Here is a 25,402-nt window from a genome sequence, read left to right on the forward strand (position 1 = left end):
GGAATTGGTTCAGTTGTTCCCGTGCTAGTTTTCGAGCGATTTCTACCTCATTGGTGGTATTTTTCTTGATTGTGCGTTTCGCAAGCGGGTCAATAAACGACTTGCCAATCTGCTCTCCGTGTGGAGCGAAAAAGGCAGTCTCGCCTGTTACTGGATTAAATCGCTTAATTGCTGGGCCGAATTCGGTATTGACTTTTTCTTCGACCCAATCAACGAACGACATCTTGAAAACACCTCCCTTGCAATGAATGATTAGGCTGCTTTAATGGTAATCAGGAAACCGATACTTGAGGGAAATTCAAGATTAGTTCGTTGATGAATTTCAGAGGGTGATGCTAAAAGATAAAGTTCACCATTTATGAGTTCATACCTTTTCCTGTCATTCAATGACACATAGTCCCTGTAAGTATAACCCTTGTTCAGTTCTGCTTCCATAAAAAACACCTGCCATATTTTTTGCTACTTTTATTCATTCCCGTTTCTACTCATCTGGCTCTGGAGCCTCTCTGTCAGAGCTTTTGCAGCGTTATAACCCATCTTCTTTTGCCTATTGTTCATCGCAGCAACCTCAACAATTATTGCCAAATTCCTCCCTGGCCGAACTGGTATCACAAGGGTAGGCACTTTTATCCCCAATATCTCTATGTATTGGTCATGAAGACCAAGTCGTTCATATTCTTTGTCAGTCTTCCAGGTTTCCAGTTGTATTACAAGGTCGATTCTCTCAGAGTCTTTTACACAACCAACGCCAAAAAGGTTTTTCACATCCAAAATGCCAATTCCTCTTATCTCTATCAAGTGCCTGATAATCTCTGGAGCTTCGCCAACAAGGGTCTTTTCAGAGACTTTTCTTATCTCAACTGCATCGTCTGCAACCAAAATATGACCTCTTTTTACAAGTTCCAAAGCAGTCTCGCTCTTTCCAACACCGCTTTCCCCAAGCATCAAAACACCCTCACCATACACATTTACAAGTGTGCCATGACGAGTTATCCTTGGTGCAAGCTCATGTGTCAAGAACGTGCTGAGGTTTGTCATAAACCTGGTTGTAACCTCACTTGTTCTCAAAAGAGGAATTCCATACTTCTTAGAAAATTCTAAAAACTCATCAAATGGCTCCTGGTTTGATGTAATTATCACACAGGGGATGTCTCTTTGAAAAAGTTTTTCAATTGCGTTTCTTCTCTGTGTTTTTGTCATTGTCTTCAAATATGCCATCTCAGAGACACCTATAATTTGAACACGTTGCTCATCAAAATATTCAAAAAATCCCATAAGCTGAAGAGCTGGACGGTTTAGGTTCATGTCCTTAATCTTTCTCTCTTCTATATTAGGTATCTCTGTCAAACACTCTAAATTTAGTTCCTTTATTATCTTCCCAACTGTTGTGTAGAACAACTTTTCATCTCATCCTTTCATTTCAGTTAGTTTTTATCCTTTTCAAAATAGTTTTTAAATGCCAATCTTTTCTTTTATCTTTAGTGCAACATCATACGGAATATCAGCAGCCTTCACAATCTCTTCTATGCTTGCCTTTCTCAGATTATCTATAGAACCAAATGTTCTGAAAAGCTTGAGTTTTCTCTTTTCGCCAATCCCTTCAATCTCGTCAAGTATAGACTCATAAAGGTGTTTTTTCCTCAGTTCTCTGTGATATTTCACTGCAAACCTGTGAGTCTCTTCTTGGATTGTAGAAATTAATTTGAAAACAAGACCATCTTTTTGGATACTAAGCTCTTGACCATTATAAATTAAATCCCTTGTCTTGTGCCTGTCATCTTTAACCATACCAGCAACTGGAATATTAAAACCTAAAGACCTCAAAACCTCAACTGCAGCATTTACCTGGTTTTGTCCACCATCTATTAAAATGAGGTCTGGTAAGCGGCCATGTTTCTCAAGGTTTGTAAATCTTCTTGTCAAAACCTCTTTCACGCTTCTTATATCATCCTGACCTTCAAAGCTCTTTATCTTAAACTTTCTGTAAAGGTCCTTGTTAAATTTACCTTCCTCAAATACAACAAGTGTTCCAACATTGTCAGCCCCCGCAAGATTAGAGATGTCATAACTTTCTATCTTTTCTATGTCATGCTCTATATTGAGCATGTTTTTGAGGCGCAAAAGAGCTTCAATGTAATAGTTTTCTATCCTCTGTTTATTGACAAGCGAAATCTCTGCGTTCTTTTTTGCCATCTCAAGAAGCTGTTTTTTCTCACCTTGTTTTGGAACAACAATTTTAGCTTTAAAACCGTATAGCTTTTCAATCATCTTTTCTATATTCTCGCCATTTCCAACCTCGTGTGGAAGTATAATCTCTTTTGGGACAGCCACAACATCTGAGTAGTACTGCTCTAAAAACCTTTCAAATACCTCTTCATCATTTTTTAAAACAAATTCCTCTTTATTGATTAGCTTTCCATTTCTGATTATCAAAACAACTATGCAAATGTTGGAAGAATCCTCTGCATAGTTTATCACATCCTCGCTTCTATCATCAGCATAAATAACCTTCTGTTTTGTAATAATCTGCTCAAGGCTTGTAATCTTGTTCTTTATCTCTTGAGCCTTTTCAAACATGAGATTGTCTGCATACTCAAACATCTTCTTTTTCAGCTCTTCAACAATCTCATCACCTTTACCACTTAGCACTTTTACTGCCTTTTCAACAAGTTTTTGATATTCTTCTTCAGGAATATCCCCTTTGCAAACCCCAAGACACCTTTCTATATAAAAATTCAAGCAAGGTCTGCCCTTGCCAAGCTGGTCAGGAAACTTTCTTTTGCAGGTCCTCAGCATAAAAAGGCTTTTTAAAAGCTCAATTGTCTGCTTAACAGAATAGCCGCTTACATATGGTCCAAAATACTTTGCGCCGTCTTTTTCAACCTTTCTTGTTGTGACAAGTCTTGGAAACATCTCATTCGTAATTTTAATATACTGATAGTTCTTGTCATCTCGCAAAAGCACATTGTATTTTGGCCTGTATTCTTTGATTAGATTGCACTCTAAAATCAAAGCTTCAACCTCTGTGTCTGTAACAATATACTCAAAGTCTTTAATTTTTTTTACCATAAGCCTTGTTTTGGGCGTCATGTCGGAGTTTTGAAAATACTGTCTTACCCTGTTTCGCAAGTTGACTGCCTTGCCCACATATATAACCTTTCCATTCTCATCTTTCATCATATAAACGCCTGGAGTTGTCGGAAGGTTTGCAAGTTTTTCCTGCAATGTCAGCATCTTTTGCCCTCTCCTTCTCTGTCTTTAAAAAACTCTTTATTGAATCATTTAACCAGAATAATCTACTGGGTTTGGTTTTTCTCTGTTATTATCACCTTTATGTAAGAAAGAGATACCTCTACATCCTCAATATTGTTCGGATTTTCAAGCACAAGTGGCAAGCTATAATTGCCTTGTGTTAAATTCGAAACATCAACATATGCTTTAAATGAGGAAAAATCAATCGAATTTTGATTGCTCTGGGAATACTTTATCTTAAGCGTCACCTTATCAGGGTTTAGCTGGGCTAAATACTGGTTGCTTAAACCTCTCACCTCAACCGGGACGGTAATTGATTTCTGGACAATTGAATCAGTATAGATTGTTATTACAACTTGCTTGACATTGTCCAAAGCTTTAATATTTTTTGGAACATTAAAATCAAACTGGAATGTTGAAATATTTTCTAACATTCGTGTGTCAATTGTTCCTACAACAATTTCATTTAAAGAATTTATATCCTCTTCTTTCCCCGCAACATTAATTGTTGACGGTTTTAGTACAATCTTTGATATAACCTTATTTGGCGGAAGCTGATTTTTAAACTTCACAGTAAGTGGTACCTGTTTCGTCTTTAAGATGTCTACATACACATCAATACTTTTTTGAGACAGTTCAAAAAGTGATGTTATATCCTTGCCATTTGAGTCTAAAATTTTAACAGGAACAGAAGCCTTAAACGACCTGTCATTAAGGCTTAAGTTTAGCTGAGCAATACACTTTGAAATCTCTTTTATATCACTCTCAGCACCTTTTATGCTTATAACGTTTGGCTCTTCTTGATAGCCATTTATTATGTACCCTTTCTTAGGATTTCCGTTTATTTCAACTGTGACATCTTTTTGGATTGTTACAAGATTGTCAATGCTTACTACTACACTTTTTGGATAAATACTCTCTATATTAATTCTATGGTAAGGATTATTTATATTTATTGGAAGTTTCATTTCACCTGTCTGTCTTACATTAGTAAAATCAACCACTGCTTGAATATTCTTCTCATCAACCTTGCTGAGCTCATCCTGAGTTCCGCTAACAACTATCCTTACTTCTTTTGTATCAGACTCTGTCATAACAAGCCCTTTTGATAAAGTGGAAATATTATAGCGTATTGGCACAATTATCTCTCTTTTCTTTATAGGATTTATGATGCTATTTATATAAAACCACAAAATGATAGCAATAAAAACTGACAAGACCTTTAGCCAGAAAGTGTCATCTTTTGGTTTTTTGAGCTCAATCTTCTTCAAATCTTAACGCCTCCACCTAAATATATTAAGACCGTTCTTCTCTTTCTCAACTTTCAAAGGCCTGAGCAGTATCTTTCTCAAAGCTTCAGGTCCTAAGTTTCGTGTAAGTCCTCCGTTATACGCAACAGATATAATCCCTGTTTCCTCTGATACAACTATTGCAGTTGCATCAGAGTTTTCTGAAATACCAAGTGCCGCTCTGTGACGCGTACCAAGTTCTTTGCTTATGTACCTGTTCTCTGAAAGAGGCAAAAAACATGCAGCAGCTTTTATCTTTCCATCTCTTATAATCACTGCACCGTCGTGCAATGGTGTGTTCGGAATGAAGATATTAATAAGAAGCTGGGACGATATCTCTGAGTCAATTATTATCCCTGTGTTGATTATATCACCTATCTTTGTCTGCCCTTCAATCACAATCAATGCGCCAATTTTATTTTTTGAAAGATACATCACAGCTTTTATAATCTCCTCAACACTATTTTGCCACTTTAAAAGTGTCTCTTCGTCAGACCCAACCCAAAAAAACTTTCCCCAAATTTTGCTCCTTCCAATCTCCTCTAAAGCGCGTCTTAGCTCTGGTTGGAAGACTATCAAAAGCGCCAAAACACCGTATGAGAGCGTATTCGTCAAAAGCCAGTTTATAACATTCAGGTTCAGCCATTTGCTAACCTGAGTTATAATTATCAAAATCACAATTCCTTTTATGAGCTGATACGCTCTTGTGTCCTTTATCCACACAATTATTTTGTATATCACAAATGACACAATTGCAATGTCAATAATATCAAACGGTGTTATTCTGATAAGAGATATATTTCTTAAAAACTCCTGAATATAAAAAGAAAAGTCTTTCAACAAATCAAATTCCCCCACTGCTTTTTTAGATATTTCCTAAATATACATACATCAAATATTTCTTTGCAATCTCCCTGAGTTTAAATAACGTCTCTTTTGGCGTTGGTGGTAAAGTCATTTTATATCTCGGGAAATACCTGGTCAAATGCAAAGGAATCCTATCGTCAATTGAAGAAAGCCACTTTGCAAGATTTTCTACCTCTTCTTCAGAATCGTTTAAGGTTGGAATTATAAGCGTTGTTATCTCAATGTGAATCTTTTGGCTACAGATTTCAATAAACCTCTTGACGCTTTCCAAATCGCCACTGCACACCTTCTTGTAAAACTCATCATTGAAGGCCTTCAAATCGATATTTGCAGCATCAATGACCTCAAGAAGTTCCAAAAGTGGCTCTTCATTTAAATACCCATTTGTGACAAGGACAGTTTTAAACCCCTCTTCTTTAAACTTCTTTGCAACATCTAAAACATATTCAAACCAAATTGTCGGTTCATTGTAAGTAAATGCAATGCCAATACAGTCTTTGTCTTTCTTCGCAAGCTCAATTAAACGCTCTGTATCAACTTCAAATACATTGGGAGTAAGCTGGGAAATCTCATAGTTTTGGCAGTGCAGGCATTTAAATGAACATCCAAATGTTCCTATTGAAAGTATACTTGAACCAGGGTAAAAGTGATAAAGTGGCTTTTTCTCTATCGGGTCAAACGCAATTGAAGATATATATCCATAATTTAGCGAATAGAGCTTTCCATCAACATTTTGTCTTGCCCTGCAAAAACCAGTATTACCAGGCAAAATCACACACCCATGCGGACAGAGCCTGCACCTTACCTTTTTATTTTCCAATTTCTCATAATACCTTGCTTCTACCATTTCTTATACTTCTCCTTACTTGTGCCTTTCAACTGTAAACCTTTCTATCTCAAAATCTTCTCTGTCATAGTCAATCCCTGCTTTTCTGCAGGCTATCTTGAGCTGCTCTTCAACTGTGTCAACACCTTCTAAATCAGGAAGCAAAAGCCCTTGCCTTGCACCTTTTCGTACAATCACACCATACTTTTTGGGATCAAGTTCTGAAATTGAAGTTACCTTCTCAGGCGTGCTCAATATATCTACATCATAAACCAAGGAATCAAGCTCTTCTTCTGTGACCTCTTCGAACCTTGGATCATGAAAACCTGCCGCAACAGCGTTTCTGATTATCTCTTTTGCAATGTTTTCTTGAGTAGGATAAATTGTACCTATACATCCTCTCAAATTTCCATCCTTTTTAATTGACACAAAAACCCCTGCTCTTTCTTTTAGCATCCGTTCTGTAACATAATCTGGTATGTGGTCTAAGTACCTGCGGTGTCTTACATAGTACTCTAAGCTTTCTCTTGCAAGTCTTATATACTCATCTTCATTTTCTCTGATTTTTTTGAGTCTTTGTTCTTTTTTAATAGCTATCTCATCAAGAAGGGATGTTGTAGTACCTTTTTGGTAAAATCCAGCAACACAGTACCCTACCCCAAACGGTCCTTCATAAGAGTAAACCTTTGATTCTATCTCATAGCCGTCAAATGCACCAATTAATACCTTTATTGACCTAAAACCACACTCTGCAGCTCTTTCAGAAAATTCAGGTTCTATATCATAAAGACCCTTTATGTCACTTTTTTGCAAAAGATCAACCAATAGCTTGTCAAATTCAACACCTTCTTTAGCAAATCCATAAGGGCCATCTTCTTTTAGCTTGTGTGAAAGGTCACCAGAAGCAATAATTAAACTTCTTTTTCCATGCTTTTCAAGAGCTTTTCTTATTATCATTCCATACCTATACAGTTTTATATCATCAACCATACAGTACGCTGTGTGAATGAGTTCAAAGTCTCTATATTTTTTGGTTACAAAATACAGTGGGACCATTGCACCATGGTCAAGCTCACGTGAAATTCCATATCTTCTCTCAATCTTGTCTGTCACAAATCCAACGCTCAAACCCTCTTCTTTGCTCATCTTTGCTATATCTTCAACTATTTTGAGGTTATTGTGGAACTTAAATTCAACTCCCCGCACACCCCATCTTGTAAGGCTACCTTCAATGGTAGGCTTGTCATTTAAAAAGAAGACATCTGAAAAGATAGGCGCATGCGGTGATATAACAACAACTACATCAGGCTTGTACTCTAAAATCTCGTCTGTCACTTTTTCCAATGCTTCTAAAGTTGCCTGACATTTTTTTTCTTCTCCGTTTCCAATTTTGTCAATTAGAATTGGTGGATGTGGCAACAAATATCCTACCATTTTTGACTGCCCCTTACTTTGATTTTTTTCAAGTTTTCATATATAATATTTTACCCTTTTTTTGTGTCTGCTTCTACTATTCAAATGTTAAAAAGTTGTTACAAATTGCAAAACAAAAAGGCCAGCTTCGAAATTGATTAAAAGCCGGCCTTTATTTAAAAATTGATGTTGGATAATATTTAAATTTTATCAAGTACTCCCTTCAAATACTCAAACCCAAGCCTCAATCCCTCTTTTACTTTTTCTTCAGTCCCCTCAAATTCTGGGTCTTCATGTTCTATGCTTACAACAAAGCTATAGCCGTTTTGTTTTAGCTCTTTCAAAAATGCTTTCCAGTCAATCTCGCCACGACCTGGCATTCTGTACACCCAATATCCCATATCCCATTCATTTTTCCTTTGAATCTGGCTACCAAAAATGGAATATTTATTGAGCTTGTCTTTCAAAATCTGAGTATCCTTTGCATGGACATGGAATATTTTGTCTTTGAACTCTTTTATGACCGAAACAGGGTTAATACCAAGCCAAAGAAGGTGTGACGGGTCAAGGTTCAAACCAAAGTTGTCGTAAGGTAGCCTTGAAAACATCTCTTCCCAAAGTTCAGGTGAGTATGATATTGTCCCCATCCATCCACCATTTGGGTTCCAGCCTGGCATTGGGCAGTTTTCTATTATAATAGAAACTCCTTTTTCCTTTGCATACTCCAAAATCTCTTTAAACACAATCTCAAACTCATCAAAGTTTTCCTTGATTGTCTTGTTATAGTTTCTCCCAACAAAGGTCCCGACATACTTGACACCAAGAAGATTTGCTGCATCAATCACCTTTTTTAAATGATCATGGTAAGATTTTCTTATCACAAGGTCAGGGTGCAGGTTGTTGTCATAGTATGCAAGAGAAGAAATTTGCATATTGTTCTGCTCAAAAAGTCTTTTGATTCTTTCTGCTTCATCTTTTGTAAGGTTTGCAACATCTAAGGTTGTGCTCGAGTAGTCTCTTGTGTTTTTCACAGGCCAGCATGCAACCTCTAACATTTCAAATCCAACACCTTTTGCCCATATAACCAAATCATCTAACTTCACATTTGGAAGGCACGCTGTCAAAAATCCAAGTTTCATATTCCAAAACTCTCCTTTCACATTCAAAAGATTTATCAGCTACTAATAATCAATCTTAACAACTTTGCCAGTTTTAGCTGACTCAAAACATGCAAAAACAACCTTCATTGTCTTAAGTCCCTCTTCACCAGAAATTTTTGGCGGGGTGTTCGTCAAAATAGAGTTTATAAACTCATCCATAACACCTGACTTTGTCTGCTTCTCGTTTGTCTGCATTGTGTCAAGTTCAAAGTATGCTTTCTGTCCATTTGCATACCTTATTATCATCGAAAACTTCGGGTCACCATAAAGAGTGATTGACCCTTTTTCGCAGTATATAATTGTTGAATTGTCTTCACTCCCTGGATATGTCCAAGAAGCTGTCACAGTCCCAATTGCACCACTTTGAGTTTTTAAGATGCAAACAGCATTGTCATCAACGTCTATTAGCTCTCCGTTTGGATACCTCTTTGCAAGCGTTGTGACTAACGCAGCTGCTTCAACAAACTCTTCACCAAGTAAGAACCTCATCAAGTCAATCTTGTGAACACCCAAATCTCCCATGCTGCCAAATGTAGCTTTCTCTTTGTGGAAAAACCATGTATCGGGTTTGTCTGAACTCCAGCTCTCAGGTCCACCATGACCGAAGGTAGTTTTAAAGCTTAAAACTCTGCCAAGCTCACCACTTTGAATAATCTGCTTTGCTTTTATATGAGCTTTATTGAACCTCTGGTTGTGAGCTATCATCAAAAACTTTCCTGTCTCCTTTGCTGTATCCACCATCTTCTTACACTCGTCAATAGTTGTTGCCATTGGTTTTTCACAAAGAACATGAGCACCCTCTTTTAAAGCTTTTATAGTAGCATCTGCATGAAGATAATTTGGCGTTGCAACTATTACTGCATCAGGTTTTATTTCTTTGAGCATCTTTTCGTAATCATCATAGACATTTTCAACTTTAAATTTTTCAGCAATGGCTTTTGCATGTTCTAACTTTCTGTCACATACAGCAACAAGTTCAACATTGGGATTTTGCTTTGCCTCGGGTGCATGTCTGTGCCTTGTGATTGAACCGCATCCGATTATAGCAAGCTTTAGTTTTTTCAATTTTCTCTGCCTCCTTAATAGTGTAATTGATTACATAAGATATTATAACTCATAGTGTAATCAATTACAACGGTTTTAAAATAAAAAAATAGACTTCAAGCAGATTCTCTTGTCTTGAGTTCATGAGGAAGTATAATTTTTTGTTTTTTAAAAGCACCAGGACTTTCAAGCGTATCAATCAAAATCTGGGCTGCCTTCTCGCCTATTGAATACATAGGCTGTGCAACTGTAGTGATTGAAGGCTCATACAATCTTGACATCATGATATTGTCAAAACCTGTCACAGAAAACTCATCAGGAACTTTAAGCCCCAGAGCTTTGGCAGCCTTTATTGCCCCAACTGCCATCAAATCTGAAGAACAAGCAATTGCATCGTATTTTTTAAGACAGCAAAGGTTTTTGAGCTTCTCATAAAGCTCTGTCCAGCCATAGCTGCATCTTATGACATTCTCTTCTCTAAACTGAAGTCCATTTTCTTCAAGAGCTTTTCTGTATCCTTCTTTCCTTTCAAACTCAGAAGGGATGTCCTCGTTTCCAATTGCGCATAAAATATTTTTCTTGCCTTTTTTTATAAGGTAGTCTACGACATCGTAAAAAGCTTTTCTGTGATCTATAAGCACGCAAGATGAGTCCAAAAAGGGGTAAAACTCGCATGCCTGAACAATCCTTCTTGTATCAAGATCTTTGCAAAAATTAATTTCAATCTTTGCAGAGGCAATTATAGCTCCATCAACCTGTTTTTTTTCTATAAGCTTTAAATACTCAGCAGCAATCTCAGGACTGTTTTGTGTTGTGCAAAGAAGTATTCCATAACCATTCTTTCGTGCGGTATCCTCAATTCCTTTGACAACACGTGCAAAGTATGCATTGGCAATTGTGGGAAGTATAACTAATATCAGATTTGACTTGTCCTTTCTGAAGTTTCTTGCAAGAAGGTTTGGTTTAAAACCCAGCTCTTCAATAGCCTTTAAAACCTTCTGTCGTGTTTGTTCAGAGACCTTTTCTGAATTATTCAGCACCCTTGAAACTGTTGCAACAGAAACACCTGCTCTTTGGGCAACATCTTTGACTGTTGGCATTTTACACCCCCAGATACTTTTACTTCTGTTTTTTATTTTATACCTTTGACAAAATCCTTTCAACATTTGTAATTATTTTGAACTATATCCGGGCAACAATGTCAACTCACTGTCTTTCTTTAGCTCTTCTTATTCTTACCTTGAAGAAAATTAAAACTGTGCACAAAAAAGTAAAGATTGTGGCAAGCACAAAAGGCAAACTCTTTGAAAACGTATAACATTGTCCGGCTATTGCGCCAACCGGCATTGAAAAAAGAGAGATTAAAAACATTGTGATTGACAACACATGCGCTCTTCTATCATCATCAACAGAATTTGCCAAGATAGCATCAACAAAAGAATAATATACTGCAGCTCCTATGCTGCCAAGCACTGTCACAATTATCATCAAAATGAAGCCAAACGTTCCGGGTGGGGCAACCAAAATTAAAGCATTCGACACAGTAATTAAAAGCATTCCCCAAAAAAGAACAATGTCATGTTTTTGATCTTTCAGATTAGGAATTAAAAATATTACAAATACAAGGGCTACTGCACTCCACAGCGTGGGAAACACCGAAATTAAACTATCTGGATAATGCAAAGCTTCACTCAAGTATATATTTTTATATGTGTCTCTGAATATCAGGGCAATGTTACCAAATATGGTGACAAGTACAATCAAGAGAAGTTGTCCGTTTTTTAACATATACTTTAAACTGTCAAACCACTCAGAAAAACCATTATTGCCATTAGAATTTTCCTGCGCAAGCTTTTGACCCACAGAACTCTCAGATGTAACAAGATGTCTTACAACAATTAGTACATTTACTAAAATCCCAAACACAAGGACAGTCCATTTAGTTGCAGGTATCAAGCCAAACCTTGCAACAAAGACGCCCATTAAAGGTGCAAAAAGATTACCCATATTCCAAACAAATACAGTAACAGAATATATTGCAACCCTTTCATTTTCAGTTGCATCTTCCATTAAAAGAAGTCGCCATGCAAGTTCAGGAATTCTCATAAGTCCATTGAAGATGGTTGCAATTAAAAACCATACAAAGTCCTTGGCAAAGAAAAATATATATGCATACATGCACCACGACATAAAATCGCCAACGAGCAAAACCTTTTTGCGTCCAAACCTGTTCACAAGTATTCCTGCAAATGGTGATGTTATAAGCATTATAAGATTTAGCACAGTTGACAGCAGTCCTATTTGGTAATCCTTTACTCCCACTCTTGTCATGTAAAGTGAGGAGTAGATGATAAACATTGCATATGGAATAGCAAAAATAGGCTCAAAAAATAGAATCTTTTTAGCGTTTGGATTTATCTCTTTGAATGCTAAAACCATCTGCTGTAGCTGTGCCTTGATCCCTGTCATAAAAATCACCTCGTATGTGTAAAACCGCTTTTAATACAAAAATCAGATTGCACCACCAATTTTGATATTATCTATACCTTCCTGTTTTGCACGATTGTAAATTTCCTGCAAGTATTCTATCTCCAAATCCTTTGTGCCGCTTATTTTTTCATCTAAAACTTCAGGTGTGTATTTATAAGGTTTTATTACATAAAGTTTGGCATCCTTTAAAAGCCTTGCAATATTCAATATATCTTCAACTGTATGAAGGTTTTTGTTCACCGTTGTTCTGAATTCATAATCAATATTTGAATTTTTTAATATCTCTATAGATCTTCTGATTTTGTCAACCTCAGAAAAACCTGTGATCTGGGGATACTTTTCAAGTGGGGCTTTTACGTCCATTGCGACATAGTCAAGAAGACCAGCATCTAAAAGCCTTTGCAGGACCTCTGGTCTTGAACCATTTGTGTCAAGTTTGACAAGAAGATCTCTTTGCTTTATTTTTTTTATAAACTCTGTCAGATACTCTTCATTCAAAGTTGGCTCTCCACCTGTAATGCAGACAGCGTCAACTATGCCTTTTCTTTTGTCCAAATACTTAAAAAATATACTGTCATCCATAAAATTTCCTTTGAAGTTTACAAGCTGGGAGTTGTAGCAAAATGGACACGAAAAATTGCAGCCACCAAAAAAACAAGTAGCTGCAATCTTTTTTGGATAGTCAACAGTTGATATTTTCATAAAATCAACAAGCATGGCGATTTTCTCCTTTTTGTATATTTCTAAACTTTGCACCAAAAATGCGCGTATTTTATTTTAACCTTTAAACTTGAAAATTTGCAAACCTCTTAATTGGTTAAAAAAGAAAAAAAGAAGATTTATTCAAGTTTTTTTCTGACCAAAATCATGTTTTGCTCATCTTTGCAGTAAAATTCAAAATCACAGCCTGTGCAATCTTTTTTCACTATAGACTCTTCAATTAACTTTAAAACATCCTCTTTTGTCTTGATACTTCGTATTTCATCAATTGTCTTCAGAACATCCTCAAGATGCTGAGTTGCCATTTTGTATTCAAACATCTTGCCTTCTCTTAACCAACATATGGATGAATGTATATCTTTTTTCGGCTCTCTTTCTAACACTGCCTTTGTGTAAATAAATAACTGTGGAATGTACATTTCAAATTTATTGTGGTCAAAATGCAAGTTTGTTTTAAAGTCAAGAAGATAAATCTTGTCAGGAAGATGATAAATTTTATCAATTATACCGTATATTATTTGGTCACCCAGCTTTAAATAAAAAGGCGCTTCACTTTCTTCCTTTACTACCTTATTTTTGATTGAATTTACGAATGGACTTTCAAAAAAGTTGTAAACAAGATTCCTGATTAAGTTTTCATCTTCAAATCCATTTTCTGCCATTGCCAAGGCTATGTTTTGAGCAAGAGTATGTAACTTGTCAAGCGATGTAAGTTCAAGTACTCTGTGGACGGTCGTACCAAGCAGTTTTGCATTGCAAGAGAGCTCAAGTTTTGTATTTGCCTCATCAAAAACGGGCAAGCCCATTATATACTTGAAAGCAAAAAGTGCCCTGCAGTTTTTAAAATCTATTATGTGCGTAGGTGATAGATACCTGAATCTGTTTTCAAATTTATCTTTCATGATTGTGGTTGGAAGGTAAGATTTGGTATGAACCTCAAAGCTTTTGCAAAAATCTTTTTCCAATTTTTCGTTATCTTTTAAATCAATCTTCTCATATTCAATGCCTATTTCTTTTGCTGCTTCAATAATTTTGGAAAATTCAATCTCATCAGCAAATGACTTTGAGCCACCTCTTTTTTTGCCAACAGGTTTTACAGTTGAATTTACTATAAAAAGTCCTGCTATTGGTCTTGTTATTGCAACATAGAAAAGCCTTTTTAGCTCTTGTTTGTCCTGAACACTTGCAATGTCCTTTACCTCCTTATACTTATCCTTCATCCATATAGGTGCTATTACATATTCCTTGGATTGAACATTATAGCTACCTTTTAGTTTTGGATTTCTCATAACTGGTCCCTGTGTACTTTCACCAAGACCTACTAAAAACACAATTGGAAAACTTAAGCCTTTTGCTGAATGAATGCTCATCAAAATACTACTATCACTCAAACTTTTACCAAACTGAAACCTTTCGTTCTCAAGATTTATAAATTTCTCCAGATCATCAACCGAAAAGCTTTCGCTCTCTTCTACCAGATCATAAAATAATCTGACATTTTCATATGCCGGTTTGCCAAAGATGTTGTAGACTTTGCAACTGTACTCAAAAAGTTCTTCAAACTCGTGTAGAATCTCAGACAGTTTTTTAATATAAAGGTTTTCCCGTATCTTTGAGATGAAATCTTTTAAATCATCAGGAACAAGGTCTTGTAGCTGCTCTATAGTGCTAAAAAGCGCTTGATGCTGATTTACACCAAAAATTGGGTTTAAAAGTAGTTGCATATAAGCTGATTTTTTATAAGGGTTTTGAAGCACATTCAACAGTCCCCAGAGAGGTACAACTTCTCTTTGTTGTAAAAGCCCTCTTTTGAAGTTAATTTCAAGTGGAATGTTATACTTTTCAAAAACCTCTTTGTAAATGTGCGCAATACTCTGAATTTTTCTTGAAAGAATTGCAAAATCAGAGTATTTAACCTTTCTTTTTGGTGCGCCACCAATGCTTATCTCAAATCCATTTTCCACCATTTCTTTTATTGTCTTTGCAACAAAGTGGGCTTCATTAATAATTCTATTTTCACTTGTTGGATTTAAAATTTCAACAATCTTCAAAAAACCATCTGCACTGTAGAAATATTTAAGAGGCTTGTAATCAGGAAAAAGGATTTTGCTAATTGCATCAATTTTTTGACCTAAACTTAAGTTTGTTCTGTAGTTTGTGTCAAGCTCATAAATTATGTTTGAAGTTTCTGCTGCTTCATCAAAAACAACAGGTTCTGCACCCTGAAAACGATAAATAGACTGTTTCTTGTCACCAACATAGATTATGTTCTCACAAATATTTTCAAAGATTGTTTTTTGCAAAAAGTTTGAGTCCTGAAACTCATCAACAATGAGGTATTTAAATTTAGAATTTATATCGGCTTTGACCTCAGGAATTTGCACAAGCTTTGCAGCCTTCTCCAAAATTAGGTCGTAAGTTATTTCTCTCAAAAATTCCCTGTCCAACATTTCAGCTATGTGGTCAAAGATATAGGTAACCTCTGGGTCTAAAGGAATTGTCTTTTGAATGTACTTTGCTGAATTCGAATACTCTTCAATCAAGCCCTGAAGAAGATGAAAATATTCTTCAATAAAAAACTTTTCTAATGGTAATTTATCCAAAACAATTGGAACAACCGAAAGATAATTGTCTATGAATTTGTAATAAAGTGCATTCAGTTCAGGCACTATTTTGAAGTTTGCATCAACTTTTGCTCTCATCCAGTAAAACCTCAAAAGATAAATACAAAAAGAATGTATTGTTTTTATATGTGAACTTTGAATCTTTGAAATTGTCATGATGTCAATGTTTCTTTGGCGTGCTTTTGAGATTATCCTGCCTTTTAGCTCTCTTGCAGCCTTTTCTGTATATGTTATTGCCACTATCTGCTGTGGCAGGGCTTTGTCTTGCTTTATCAAATCTACGTACAAATTTGCTATTCTCTCTGTTTTACCACAACCGGCAGAGGCAGTATACATTGATACCTTTGGCATTTTAATCACTTTCCCCTTTTTATGTTCTTCAGAATTTTCAATATAAAATGCATACATGATTGTACTCACATCTAAAACAATTTTTTACTGGAAGGTTTTTTTGGTAAAGTTCAGGGTCATTAAGCCTTTGAAGCAGGTCTTTTAAAGTCTCCAGACACTCCTGCGATTGTCTGTCAATCCCTTCTTGAGAGCTATTTTCATATATCACAAACCTTGGCGATTCATAAAGAAATATTGCTGCAACCTTTTCCAAATTAAAAACATTCTTAGCAAGCCAGAGCTTGTCTATTTCGTTCCATTTATTTGAATGTTTTGCTTTTACAAATCCGAAAATCTCTTCATCACCTACTTTTATAGCAAAGTTTGGGAAAAGCTGAACCTCAAACCCTTCAAAGTTTTGTCTTATTAAAAGATTGTGCTGTCCAATGTTTTGTGGAATAAACTCTTTTACGCCATTTTTGAACATTCCTTCAGCTATCTCAATTGCTATCTTCAATATATTTTCTGCAGATTTCCTTTTTACGGCATCATTTGCAGTATATCTTAAGTTTTGGAGAATAAAATTATAGGTCTCTTGTGGCTGATCACAAGACAAAATTTTCTGGATACATATGTAAAGCAGCCTCAAGTTTGAAGAAAAGAAAGAATCATCATCTTTTATCTGGTCAACTGAGAATTTTTTGAATGCAAATTTCAAAGGACACTCATAAAGATAAATAAGCTCTCTGTCTTTGATTTGGACAATTTCTGGCACATGTATCCTCTTTTCATCTTGACTTTTTGAAACCTTGTTTGCATTTTTAATTAGCTTATACTCTTTATGAGTAACAATTTCACGGTCTGGTAAATAGTTGTTTTCAATTCCAACAATATCAATTCCTTCTAATTCCAAAAACGGACTTTTGCCAAGATCTTGCTGATAAAAGCGTGGGTATGACATATAAACCTCATAGGAATTAAGAATACTTCTGAAACTTACTAATTCCTTTTGAAAGTTGTAATCAAAATCCTTTATCTCATCAAGGCCAAGCTCAAGCTTTATCTGATTATTCATCAAAAAGCCCTCAAGCCTTGGCTTTGGCAGAATGTCATCTGATAGCCCTATAAAGTACACCTTTTCATAGTCAGAACCTATCGCGTCCTGTGGCAGAAGAATGTCTATCCCATTTAAAATCTTAATAGAAACATCTACCATCTTCTGTGAAAGGACTGTCTTAAATATATCAAGAAACTCCTCAAATGTATAGTCAAATTGAAACTCGCTGCTACTTTTACAGCCATTTTCAAAAACCTCATTCAAGGCATAAAATGCCTTTAAAAACTCAATATCGTTTACAAATTCAGCAGTTTTTGTTATCCCAAGCCTTTCAAAAACTTTTTTGATTTGCAAAAGCCATGAACTATATGGTTTTGGCGATGTTTCATAATCCTTTTTTATTCTTCTTATTCGATTATAAACTCTCTGGATTTTAACAAGATTTTCTCTTTCTTCATCAAAAGAAAATATACTAAGTAAAAACTCAAGCTCCTCCAGTACATTTCCTATTTGATCAAAATCCATAATATAAATGTCTTTAATTTTTTCAAACAAAATCTCAAAGTCTGCTTCTTCTTTGTTCAAAAATCTGTGAGTAACAAGACTTTCAAATTTCTTTTTATCAAATTCAGAACCTAAAAATTCTATCAGGTCCAAGACAAACTTGATAAATCCAAACTCTAAAAGACTTTTTTGATAGTCAAGGTTTATGGGCAAAAGCTCTTCCTGAAAAGTTTTTGCTAAAATATCTTTGTATCTATCTATGCTTGGCACAACAACTGCTGCCTTGCTAAAGTCAATTCTGCCTTCAATACAGTCCTTTTTTAACTCTTTTACAAGAGCATTCACCTCAAGACTAATATTGCCATATGAAAAAGCTTTTAAAAAGTTCTTATTTGAATCATACGTATTTTTTGCAATGTCTAACACAGAAGTAGATGGAAAGCCAAAGATAATATCAAATCCAAGAGCTTCAAGAAATTTAACATTTTCTTGGCAAAGTTCAACGTCATCAAAATAGGGAAGGAAAATCTCTATGCTGGAAAGTTTTCTCGAAAGTAGTTTTAAAAGCCTTTTTTGATCACTTCTAAAATCAACAAAAAATGCAATCTTTGCACTCTCGTATTTTTTAAGCTCAATCTTTTCCTCTTCATAAAGCCGAATTGCTAAATCCTGAAGATATGAAAAGTTAACAAGATTATTTTTATCAAGGTATTCTTTATATCTTGCAAAAAGAAGTTTTAACCAGTCATACTTTTCAAAAGAAATTGAAGATGGTAAAGAAGGATATTCTTTTGACTCCAAAAACATAAGATTTAAAAGATACAAAACCTGGCTTACAAATTCATACGTCAACACATTTTCAAAGTCTTTTTGTCCTTTGAAGATTTGTTTTAAAAGGTTAAAAACTATTAATATTTCCTGCTCTCTTGAAATAAATTTTCTCTCTTTTAAAATTTCGTTTTTTGGCGCGTTTAGCAAATCGTCAAATGTGAATATGTCAATGTCAAACAAAACTCCATTTTTTTCAACAACCCTTTCTCTTAGCTTTTTTATGCTAAAGCGTCGTGGAAGGATTATGAGCTGATTAGGTTTTACGTTCTCCAAAAGGCTTAAACTTAGATTTTTGAGAAGGTAGGTTTTTTTCATAGGTAATTCTCCTTTCCCATTATTTCTCATTATAAAATTGGAAATATTCAAGCTTGGCTCTTTTTGGTACCAAATCTGCAAAAGCTTATATTCTTTATCGATAGGTATGGAGAAAAAGTTTTGATACAAAGTACTTGCTATTATTATTTATGAAATATTATAACCCACATTTTTTATACAAATTTGTCGAACAAAGTCGATTATCAATTATTTCTTTTTATCTTTTGCCTTCTTTAATATCCTATCTCTCATAAACTAAAAAATAAAAAAGCCCAGACCATCTGTCTGAGCATTTTTTATCTCAAACGACCATCCCAATCTTCTGCTTCAAAATCTTTATGTCCACGTCATGCTCACCGTAAAGTTGTTTTGTGGCTTTGCTTGTTACAATTAAATCTTCTATCTTCTTTTTAGCATCATCTTTAAAAGCTGTCATCTCTTCTTTGAAATTTAACATCTGGGTTCTAAATTCTACTAAAAAAGCAAGGCCATTGTAAAGTGTGTTTATGCTGTTGGTATTCTCTTGGACTGTCTGGCGCAGAGCATAAACTTCTTTGTCAAGCAGCTCAACCTGTTTTTCTAACTCTTCAACCCTCTCTTCAAGCCTACTTACCTTTTCTTCCAGCCTACTTACCCTCTCTTCAAGCCTGTCGACCCTTGCTTCAAGTCTGTCAAGCCTCTCTTCAACTCTGTCAAGCCTCTCTTCAACTCTGTCAAGTCTTAATTTGACCTCACTCACCTCAGTCTTTATCTCTCCAATACCTTCCAATATCTTTTCTAACATTTCTCTTTCTGACATCATAAAAACCCCCATTAAATTATCCTCGCATTATTCTATCAAATTGGTTTAAACATAACGATAGAATAATTTCAATATTATTCCACAATTATAACAACCCTTTTCAAGTCCTAAACCTCTTTATAATCTCTGCTGCCATCTCATATTTTTCAAAAGGTGGCATTATATAGATCCCTGAGACCATCCCTTTTATTCTATCAACAATCTCGCAGGCAATCTCTATTCCCTCTTTTACAGGGTCTTTTGAGTTCTTCATCCTCTCACGGATTTTATCTGGTATTGTTATCCCTGGCACCTCGTTGTGCAAAAACTCAGCATGTCTTGATGACCTGAGAGGCAAAACACCCCCTAAAATTGGCGGCAGTTTAAAATCCACCTTTTCAAAAAACCTCTCTAAGCTCTCCACCTCATAAATTGGCTGAGTTTCTATAAAATGCGCCCCATTTTCTATTTTTCGTTTGAGTCTCTCAATCTCCTTGTTCAAATCATCTGCGTTAAGGTTTAATGCAACGCCAATTGTAAAGTTTGTCGCCTTGCCAATTGGATTCCCCATGTAGTCTGTCCCGCTGTTGAGCTTGTTCAAAATGAGTACAAGTCCTTCAGAGTTAACATCAAAAACAGGTTTTGCCTGTGGATGATCGCCAATTGATGGTGGGTCACCTGTCAGTGCCAAAACATTTTTAACACCCAATGCTGCTGCACCTAAAAGTTCTGATTGAAGAGAAATAAGATTTCTATCTCTGCATGTAAAGTAAAGTATTGATTCCACCCCAAGCTCTTCTTTTAATATATGCGCAAGTGCAATCGGTGAGATTCTCACTCTTGCCATTGGTGAATCTGCAATATTTACCGTGTCTGCCCCCGCCTCTTTTAAAAGTCTTACACCTTCTTTTGTCTTTTCAAGCTCTATTCCCTTTGGTGGACTTATCTCAACTGTAAAGATAAACTTTTTACCAAGTTTTTGTGAAAGCTCAGAAGGTGTGTCTTTCAAAATACTCTTTTGTTCTTCTTTTTTTTCAATAACCTCAATTTCTATACTTTTGCTAATTGTCTTTATCCTCTCTTTTATAGCCTTTATATGCTCAGGTGTTGTTCCGCAGCACCCACCTATTATCTTTGCCCCATATTTTACATACTCATCTACAAACGAAGCAAAATAATTTGCAGAAGTTGAATATACAAGCCTTCCTTGCAAAAGCTGAGGATAGCCTGCATTTGGCTGGACTGAAAATGGTCCTTTTAAATGCTGGGAAAATATCTTCAAAGCCTCTAATGTCTGGTGTGGACCATTGCCACAGTTAAGGCCAACCACATCTGCATCAAGGTTTTTTAAGAACTCTATAACCCTGTAAATGTCCTCACCGTACACTGTAGTTAGCTCTCTTGAGAATGAAAACTGGACAATGTATGGAAAGTTACTGTCAAGCTCTTTTAAAGCTTCAATCGCAATAAAAACTTCATGTGTGGATGCAGCTGTCTCAAACAGAATAGCATCCACACCTTCATCTAAAAGAAAATAAAGCTGCCTTTTATAAACCTCTTTTGCTTTTTTGTCGTCTATCTCAAATCCACTGCCAACCGGCTTTCCAAGAGGTCCAACACTTCCAATAACATATGCTGTTTGCCCTGCTACCTCTTTTGCAAGTTTTACAGCGCTTCTGTTTACTTTCTCAACTTGCCCTTCAAAACCGTAAAGTTTTAGTTTGCACTCATTTGCACCAAATGTATTTGTCTCTATACATTGGCTTCCTGCTAAAATGTAGTCGTTGTGAATACTTTTTACAAGATCTGGGTTTGAGATGTTTGCCCACTCAAGTGGAAAATCTTTGTTATAGCCTCTGTTTAAAAGTTCTGTTCCCATTGCACCGTCAAAAAGCACAATATCTTGCTGACTCAAAAACTCTCTAAAGCTCTTCAATCCAGCCCCTCCTCATCTTCTCTCTCAAATCTCCACTTTGATTCCGCTGCTGCCACAAAGGCTCGATACTGAACCATACACACCAAAATAGTATCTGTCAATTAAATCTGCTTGCTCTTTTGTCTTGATATTAAATATATAAGGCTTTTTTGAAAAGTCCTGTGATTCAACCAAGAAGCTTTTCAAGACATCTATCTCTACACCTTCGTTAATGTCAACAAGTATACTATCTTCTTCAATGCCAACAAGCTCAAAGACACTTTCTTGTGAAAAGTCATTTGTGAGTTTGAATTCATAAACACTAAATTTAGACGACACATCTAAAATTGAATATATTGAAGTTATAAACCTCTTTTCTGCCATGCTTTCAAACAAGATATTTTTGCCTTTTACAAGCTTTGCAATTGCCTTTATATACTCAGGATTTGTACCGCAACAACCACCATAAAGTCTAACACCGCTTTGGATAAATTCCTCTGTTGAAGATTCAAAATCAGCTATACAATCCTCGTATATAACCTTTCCATCAATCATTTTAGGGAGTCCTGCGTTTGGCTTCGTGGACAGTGGTACAAATGAAAATCCGTTCATAGACTTTATAACATCTAAAAGCTGTTTTGCCCCGCCTGAGCAGTTTGCACCAACAAGGTCTGCACCAATAAAACTAAAAAAGTAAGCTGCAACCTCAGGTGGCGTGCCCATAAGTAGTCTTTTGTTCTCTTCAAAAGTCAAAGAAACCAAACAAGCAACATCTTTGTTTGCATTTTCTTTTGCCTTTTTGTACGCCAAAAATGCAGCCTTTGCCTCTTTTATGTCAGACATTGTCTCAATAGAAATAAAATCAGCTCCCGCCTCAATTCCTGCTAAAAGTTGCTCATAAAATACAGCCTCTGCCTCATCAAAGTCCAAGTCACCAGATGGCCTCATCAGCCTTCCCGTAGGCCCAACAGAAAGTCCAACATACCCTCCATACTCTTTTGCAACATCTTTTGCAAGCAAAACGGCAGCTTTGTTTATATCCCCTACCCTATTTTCAAGCCCGTACTTTTTAAGTTTTTCCCTGTTTGCACCGAATGTGTTTGTTTCAATGCAGTCAGAGCCTGCTTCAAAATAGCCCCTGTGTATCTTTGCTATAACATCCGGCTTTGTCAAAGACCACAGGTCTGGACATTCATCTCCTTTTAGCCCGTTTTGAATAAGCTGAGTGCCCATTGCACCGTCAAAAACTAAAACCTTTTTGTAAACATCATTTTTAAACAAAATGGCATCCCATCCTCTCTCTTTTTCAAAATTTTAAAAAAAGCTGCTTAAAAAAAAACACTTTTAAGCAGCCTCTGATAATCCATATCTCACTTTATTTTTCTTGTGTAATTTCTTTTGCAACCTCTTCACTAAAGTCAGAGTTTATAAGCATAACAACGGCATCTAACGCCTCTTTTTCATCTTCGCCTTCTGTAATAATTGTTATATCATCTCCATAGTTTACCATGAGCGACATCAGACCCATGATACTCTTTGCATTAGCCCTTTTTTCATCCTTTTCTATCCAAATGATGGACTTGAACTTGCTTGCAACCTGAACCAAAAGCGCTGCACCTCTGGATGAGATACCCTGAGAATTTTCAACTTTCATCTGAAGGCTTTGCATACAATATTCCTCCTTTTCTAAGTTCCTCGGCAATTTTGTCTATCTTTCTCAGTCTGTGATTGACACCAGATTTGCCAAGGGGGTTTTTGAGCATACTGCCAAGCTCTTTTAGTGAGGCATCTTTGTATTTTATCCTAAGCCTTGCAATCTCGCGCAAGTTTTCCGGAAGACTGTCAATACCAATGGTCTTTTCAATAAATTCAATATTCTCAATATGTCTCATTGAGGCATTTATAGTCTTTTCTAAATTGGCAGTCTCACAATTGACAAGACGATTGACATTGTTTCTCAGCTCTTTGACAATCCTAATATTTTCAAGCTCTAAAAGAGCTGCATGTGCACCAATTATATTTAAAAAATCTACTATTTGTTCACCTTCCTTTAAGTATACTACATAATGGGACTTTCTTTCAACAATTTTTGCCTCAAACTCAAACGACCTTAAAATCTTTTGTAAAAATTCAGCATCTTCTTTTGTTTTCATGTCAAACTCTAAATGATACATCTTCTCAGGGTTGGTTATTGAACCGCATGACAAAAACGTTGCCTGCAGGAATGCTTTTTTACAACATTTTTTTTTAACAAGCTCTTCTTTGAGAGAAAAACTTAAAATGTGTTCTTTTGAAGTCTTCTTCACAAAGTGCAGCTCTTTTAAAACCTGCAAGTTGTCAGTACTTGGTGGTAAAATTATGGTGTAAACATAGTTTTTATTAAGCTTACTGTTCTTCTTTATTGTAACTTCGCAGTGCTTGGAAAATCCATTTTTTATAAGAAGAAAAAATGCTCTTGCTGTCTGGGCATTTTCAAATGAAGCCTTAAAAGAAAATATGCCTTCTGACTGATATATTACTCCTGCAAACTTCAAAAAGGCAGCAATAGCAGCTTTTCTACAGCAAGAAGCCTGCATTAGCTTCTTTGAGACCTCTGCCTTTGCAGACGACGAAAACGACATCTTTTCTTCTCCCCCAAAAAAGCGACTTGAGAAAAAGTTAAGTTCAGCCTCTAAAAGGCTTGCTAAGATTTTTCAGTCTAAAATAACCTAACTTATACTCATGAATGACGTCTTTCCCATAGATAAGGTTGCTAATAACCCTTGCCAATTTTGCTGAGTTGTGACGAATTAGTCCATTTGATATATTCAAAAGTCCTTCTTCGATTAATACATACCCATCCTCTTTTGTCTTTTTGTCAGCGTAGACTGGCTTTGCACCGTCTTCTTCATAGCGCTGAAGCACATCAAGTGGTATTGGCTGGTTGTTTACAATTACAATGTCAAAAATCCTGCCTTTGCAGTGGTCCTCTATTGCACGAATATGGTCATAAAGGGTATAATCGTCTGTCTCGCCAGGCTGTGTCATGATGTTTGCAATGTAAATCTTTTTTGCGTGGCTCCTCTTTATACTCTCAACCACCTCGTTAAAGAGTAGATTTGGCATTATGCTTGTATAAAGACTTCCCGGTCCGATTATTATAACATCTGCCTTTTCAATTTCTTCTAAAACCTCTGCGTTTGGCTTTGCATCAGAAGGTGTGATAAAGACTCTCTTGATTGCACTTCTTGTTTGTTTTACAACATCAGGTATTCTTGACTCACCAACAATAACCTGCCCATTTTCAAGCTCAGCACAAAGATTTATGTTATCAAGCGTAACTGGCAAGACCTTTCCTCTTACTGCCAAGACCTCGCTCATAAGTTTTACTGCCTTTTCAAAGCTTCCCGCAATGCCTGTCATTGCAGCTAAAAAGAGGTTGCCAAAACTCTGACCTTTCAGGCTTCCTTCCTTGAACCTGTAGTTTAAAAGCTCTTGCATTATCTCCTCTGTGTTTGCCAAGGCTAAAATACAGTTTCTGATATCACCGGGCGGTAGCATACCTAAATCTTCTCTGAGCTTTCCTGAACCACCACCGTCGTCTGCAACTGTGACAATAGCTGTGATATTGGCAGTAAGATTTTTTATACCTCTTAGCATTGTCGAAAGACCTGTTCCACCACCAATCGCAACAATTCTTGGTCCTTTTTCTAAAAAACCTTTTGAATAGATAGCATCAAAGATTGTCTTTTGACTTATACGATAAGGAAGACTTCTATTCAAAAGCCTGATAAAACCTCTTATCAACCCCATCAGTGAAAGGAAAAATAGTAAAATTCCAACTATAAACAATGCTATCCTGAGGGATAGGTGAAGCTCTAAGGTAAAATTAAAGATTTCAACGTATCTATTCAATGACGCTGAAATCAATAAAATGCACAAAACCATAAACAAAATCCATCTTTTTATATATATCCCTGGTTTTAGAAAATCAAATATCATGAC

Annotated in this window: 21 protein-coding genes; all 21 read right to left on the minus strand. The window is 36.0% G+C overall.

Annotation, left to right across the window (positions count from 1 at the left end; genetic code table 11):
* The coding region (locus tag H964_RS10815; RefSeq protein WP_039767587.1) for a hypothetical protein at positions 1-223 on the minus strand (223 nt) is incomplete at its 3' end.
* A 29-nt stretch (positions 224-252) separates the two neighbouring features.
* Entirely contained in the window at positions 253-435 is a 183-nt protein-coding gene (locus tag H964_RS10820; RefSeq protein WP_039767589.1) for a hypothetical protein, read from the minus strand.
* Between the two features lie 30 nt (positions 436-465).
* Complete coding sequence (gene hprK, locus H964_RS10825) at positions 466-1,398, minus strand: HPr(Ser) kinase/phosphatase (RefSeq protein ID WP_039767590.1); 933 nt, start codon at positions 1,396-1,398, stop codon at positions 466-468.
* Positions 1,399-1,452: 54 nt separating this feature from the next.
* Positions 1,453-3,234, minus strand: coding sequence for an excinuclease ABC subunit UvrC (uvrC, locus tag H964_RS10830; protein ID WP_039767591.1), 1,782 nt, complete (start codon positions 3,232-3,234; stop codon positions 1,453-1,455).
* A gap of 62 nt (positions 3,235-3,296) precedes the next feature.
* A complete protein-coding gene (locus H964_RS10835) occupies positions 3,297-4,523 on the minus strand; it encodes a CdaR family protein (RefSeq protein ID WP_039767592.1) in 1,227 nt (408 codons plus the stop codon).
* A gap of 3 nt (positions 4,524-4,526) precedes the next feature.
* The gene (cdaA, locus tag H964_RS10840) at positions 4,527-5,384 is read right to left on the minus strand and encodes a diadenylate cyclase CdaA (RefSeq protein WP_011916722.1); all 858 of its coding nucleotides are present in this window, start codon (positions 5,382-5,384) and stop codon (positions 4,527-4,529) included.
* Positions 5,385-5,406: 22 nt separating this feature from the next.
* A complete protein-coding gene (gene amrS / locus H964_RS10845; protein WP_039767593.1) occupies positions 5,407-6,255 on the minus strand; it encodes an AmmeMemoRadiSam system radical SAM enzyme in 849 nt (282 codons plus the stop codon).
* Between the two features lie 15 nt (positions 6,256-6,270).
* A complete protein-coding gene (amrA, locus tag H964_RS10850) occupies positions 6,271-7,668 on the minus strand; it encodes an AmmeMemoRadiSam system protein A (RefSeq protein WP_039767594.1) in 1,398 nt (465 codons plus the stop codon).
* Positions 7,669-7,847: 179 nt separating this feature from the next.
* Positions 7,848-8,786, minus strand: a complete 939-nt coding sequence (locus H964_RS10855; RefSeq protein WP_039767595.1) for a sugar phosphate isomerase/epimerase family protein — start codon at positions 8,784-8,786, stop codon at positions 7,848-7,850.
* Between the two features lie 42 nt (positions 8,787-8,828).
* Positions 8,829-9,872: a Gfo/Idh/MocA family protein gene (locus H964_RS10860; protein WP_039767596.1), complete on the minus strand. Its 1,044-nt coding sequence runs from the start codon at positions 9,870-9,872 to the stop codon at positions 8,829-8,831.
* 95 nt (positions 9,873-9,967) lie between these two features.
* Positions 9,968-10,951 (minus strand): LacI family DNA-binding transcriptional regulator, encoded by a 984-nt coding sequence (locus H964_RS10865; RefSeq protein ID WP_011916715.1) that lies wholly within the window; start codon positions 10,949-10,951, stop codon positions 9,968-9,970.
* A 106-nt stretch (positions 10,952-11,057) separates the two neighbouring features.
* Positions 11,058-12,320: an MFS transporter gene (locus tag H964_RS10870; RefSeq protein ID WP_039767597.1), complete on the minus strand. Its 1,263-nt coding sequence runs from the start codon at positions 12,318-12,320 to the stop codon at positions 11,058-11,060.
* 42 nt (positions 12,321-12,362) lie between these two features.
* On the minus strand, positions 12,363-13,058 hold the full coding sequence (locus tag H964_RS10875) for an anaerobic ribonucleoside-triphosphate reductase activating protein (RefSeq protein WP_039767599.1): 696 nt from the start codon (positions 13,056-13,058) through the stop codon (positions 12,363-12,365).
* 122 nt (positions 13,059-13,180) lie between these two features.
* Positions 13,181-16,036 (minus strand): UvrD-helicase domain-containing protein, encoded by a 2,856-nt coding sequence (locus tag H964_RS10880; protein ID WP_039767623.1) that lies wholly within the window; start codon positions 16,034-16,036, stop codon positions 13,181-13,183.
* A gap of 37 nt (positions 16,037-16,073) precedes the next feature.
* Positions 16,074-18,722, minus strand: a complete 2,649-nt coding sequence (locus H964_RS10885) for a 3'-5' exonuclease (protein ID WP_039767600.1) — start codon at positions 18,720-18,722, stop codon at positions 16,074-16,076.
* Between the two features lie 301 nt (positions 18,723-19,023).
* The gene (locus tag H964_RS10890) at positions 19,024-19,521 is read right to left on the minus strand and encodes a hypothetical protein (RefSeq protein WP_039767601.1); all 498 of its coding nucleotides are present in this window, start codon (positions 19,519-19,521) and stop codon (positions 19,024-19,026) included.
* A 103-nt stretch (positions 19,522-19,624) separates the two neighbouring features.
* Complete coding sequence (locus tag H964_RS10895; RefSeq protein ID WP_039767602.1) at positions 19,625-21,439, minus strand: bifunctional homocysteine S-methyltransferase/methylenetetrahydrofolate reductase; 1,815 nt, start codon at positions 21,437-21,439, stop codon at positions 19,625-19,627.
* A gap of 24 nt (positions 21,440-21,463) precedes the next feature.
* A complete protein-coding gene (locus H964_RS10900) occupies positions 21,464-22,699 on the minus strand; it encodes a homocysteine S-methyltransferase family protein (RefSeq protein WP_039767603.1) in 1,236 nt (411 codons plus the stop codon).
* A 94-nt stretch (positions 22,700-22,793) separates the two neighbouring features.
* A complete protein-coding gene (locus tag H964_RS10905) occupies positions 22,794-23,087 on the minus strand; it encodes an HPr family phosphocarrier protein (protein ID WP_039767604.1) in 294 nt (97 codons plus the stop codon).
* Positions 23,062-24,039 carry a DNA-binding protein WhiA gene (gene whiA, locus H964_RS10910; RefSeq protein ID WP_039767605.1) on the minus strand — a complete coding sequence of 326 codons (978 nt, stop codon included), beginning with the start codon at positions 24,037-24,039 and terminating at the stop codon, positions 23,062-23,064. Before whiA ends, H964_RS10905 begins: the two co-directional genes overlap by 26 nt.
* 43 nt (positions 24,040-24,082) lie before the next feature.
* A complete protein-coding gene (locus H964_RS10915; RefSeq protein WP_039767607.1) occupies positions 24,083-25,399 on the minus strand; it encodes a gluconeogenesis factor YvcK family protein in 1,317 nt (438 codons plus the stop codon).
* Between the last annotated feature and the right edge of the window lie 3 nt (positions 25,400-25,402).

Source organism: Caldicellulosiruptor sp. F32 (assembly GCF_000404025.1).
Taxonomy (GTDB): Bacteria; Bacillota; Thermoanaerobacteria; order Caldicellulosiruptorales; family Caldicellulosiruptoraceae; genus Caldicellulosiruptor; species Caldicellulosiruptor saccharolyticus.

Excerpts from the sequence above, each read along its gene's own strand:
- H964_RS10885 (WP_039767600.1), bottom strand. The coding sequence starts at position 18,722 with ATGAAAAAAACCTACCTTCTCAAAAATCTAAGTTTAAGCCTTTTGGAG.
- H964_RS10880 (WP_039767623.1), bottom strand. The coding sequence starts at position 16,036 with ATGCCAAAGGTATCAATGTATACTGCCTCTGCCGGTTGTGGTAAAACA.
- H964_RS10915 (WP_039767607.1), bottom strand. The coding sequence starts at position 25,399 with ATGATATTTGATTTTCTAAAACCAGGGATATATATAAAAAGATGGATT.
- H964_RS10905 (WP_039767604.1), bottom strand. The coding sequence starts at position 23,087 with ATGCAAAGCCTTCAGATGAAAGTTGAAAATTCTCAGGGTATCTCATCC.
- H964_RS10865 (WP_011916715.1), bottom strand. The coding sequence starts at position 10,951 with ATGCCAACAGTCAAAGATGTTGCCCAAAGAGCAGGTGTTTCTGTTGCA.
- whiA (WP_039767605.1), bottom strand. The coding sequence starts at position 24,039 with ATGTCGTTTTCGTCGTCTGCAAAGGCAGAGGTCTCAAAGAAGCTAATG.
- H964_RS10870 (WP_039767597.1), bottom strand. The coding sequence starts at position 12,320 with ATGACAGGGATCAAGGCACAGCTACAGCAGATGGTTTTAGCATTCAAA.
- H964_RS10875 (WP_039767599.1), bottom strand. The coding sequence starts at position 13,058 with ATGCTTGTTGATTTTATGAAAATATCAACTGTTGACTATCCAAAAAAG.
- H964_RS10890 (WP_039767601.1), bottom strand. The coding sequence starts at position 19,521 with ATGTCAGAAAGAGAAATGTTAGAAAAGATATTGGAAGGTATTGGAGAG.
- uvrC (WP_039767591.1), bottom strand. The coding sequence starts at position 3,234 with ATGCTGACATTGCAGGAAAAACTTGCAAACCTTCCGACAACTCCAGGC.
- amrS (WP_039767593.1), bottom strand. The coding sequence starts at position 6,255 with ATGGTAGAAGCAAGGTATTATGAGAAATTGGAAAATAAAAAGGTAAGG.
- amrA (WP_039767594.1), bottom strand. The coding sequence starts at position 7,668 with ATGGTAGGATATTTGTTGCCACATCCACCAATTCTAATTGACAAAATT.
- H964_RS10855 (WP_039767595.1), bottom strand. The coding sequence starts at position 8,786 with ATGAAACTTGGATTTTTGACAGCGTGCCTTCCAAATGTGAAGTTAGAT.
- H964_RS10820 (WP_039767589.1), bottom strand. The coding sequence starts at position 435 with ATGGAAGCAGAACTGAACAAGGGTTATACTTACAGGGACTATGTGTCA.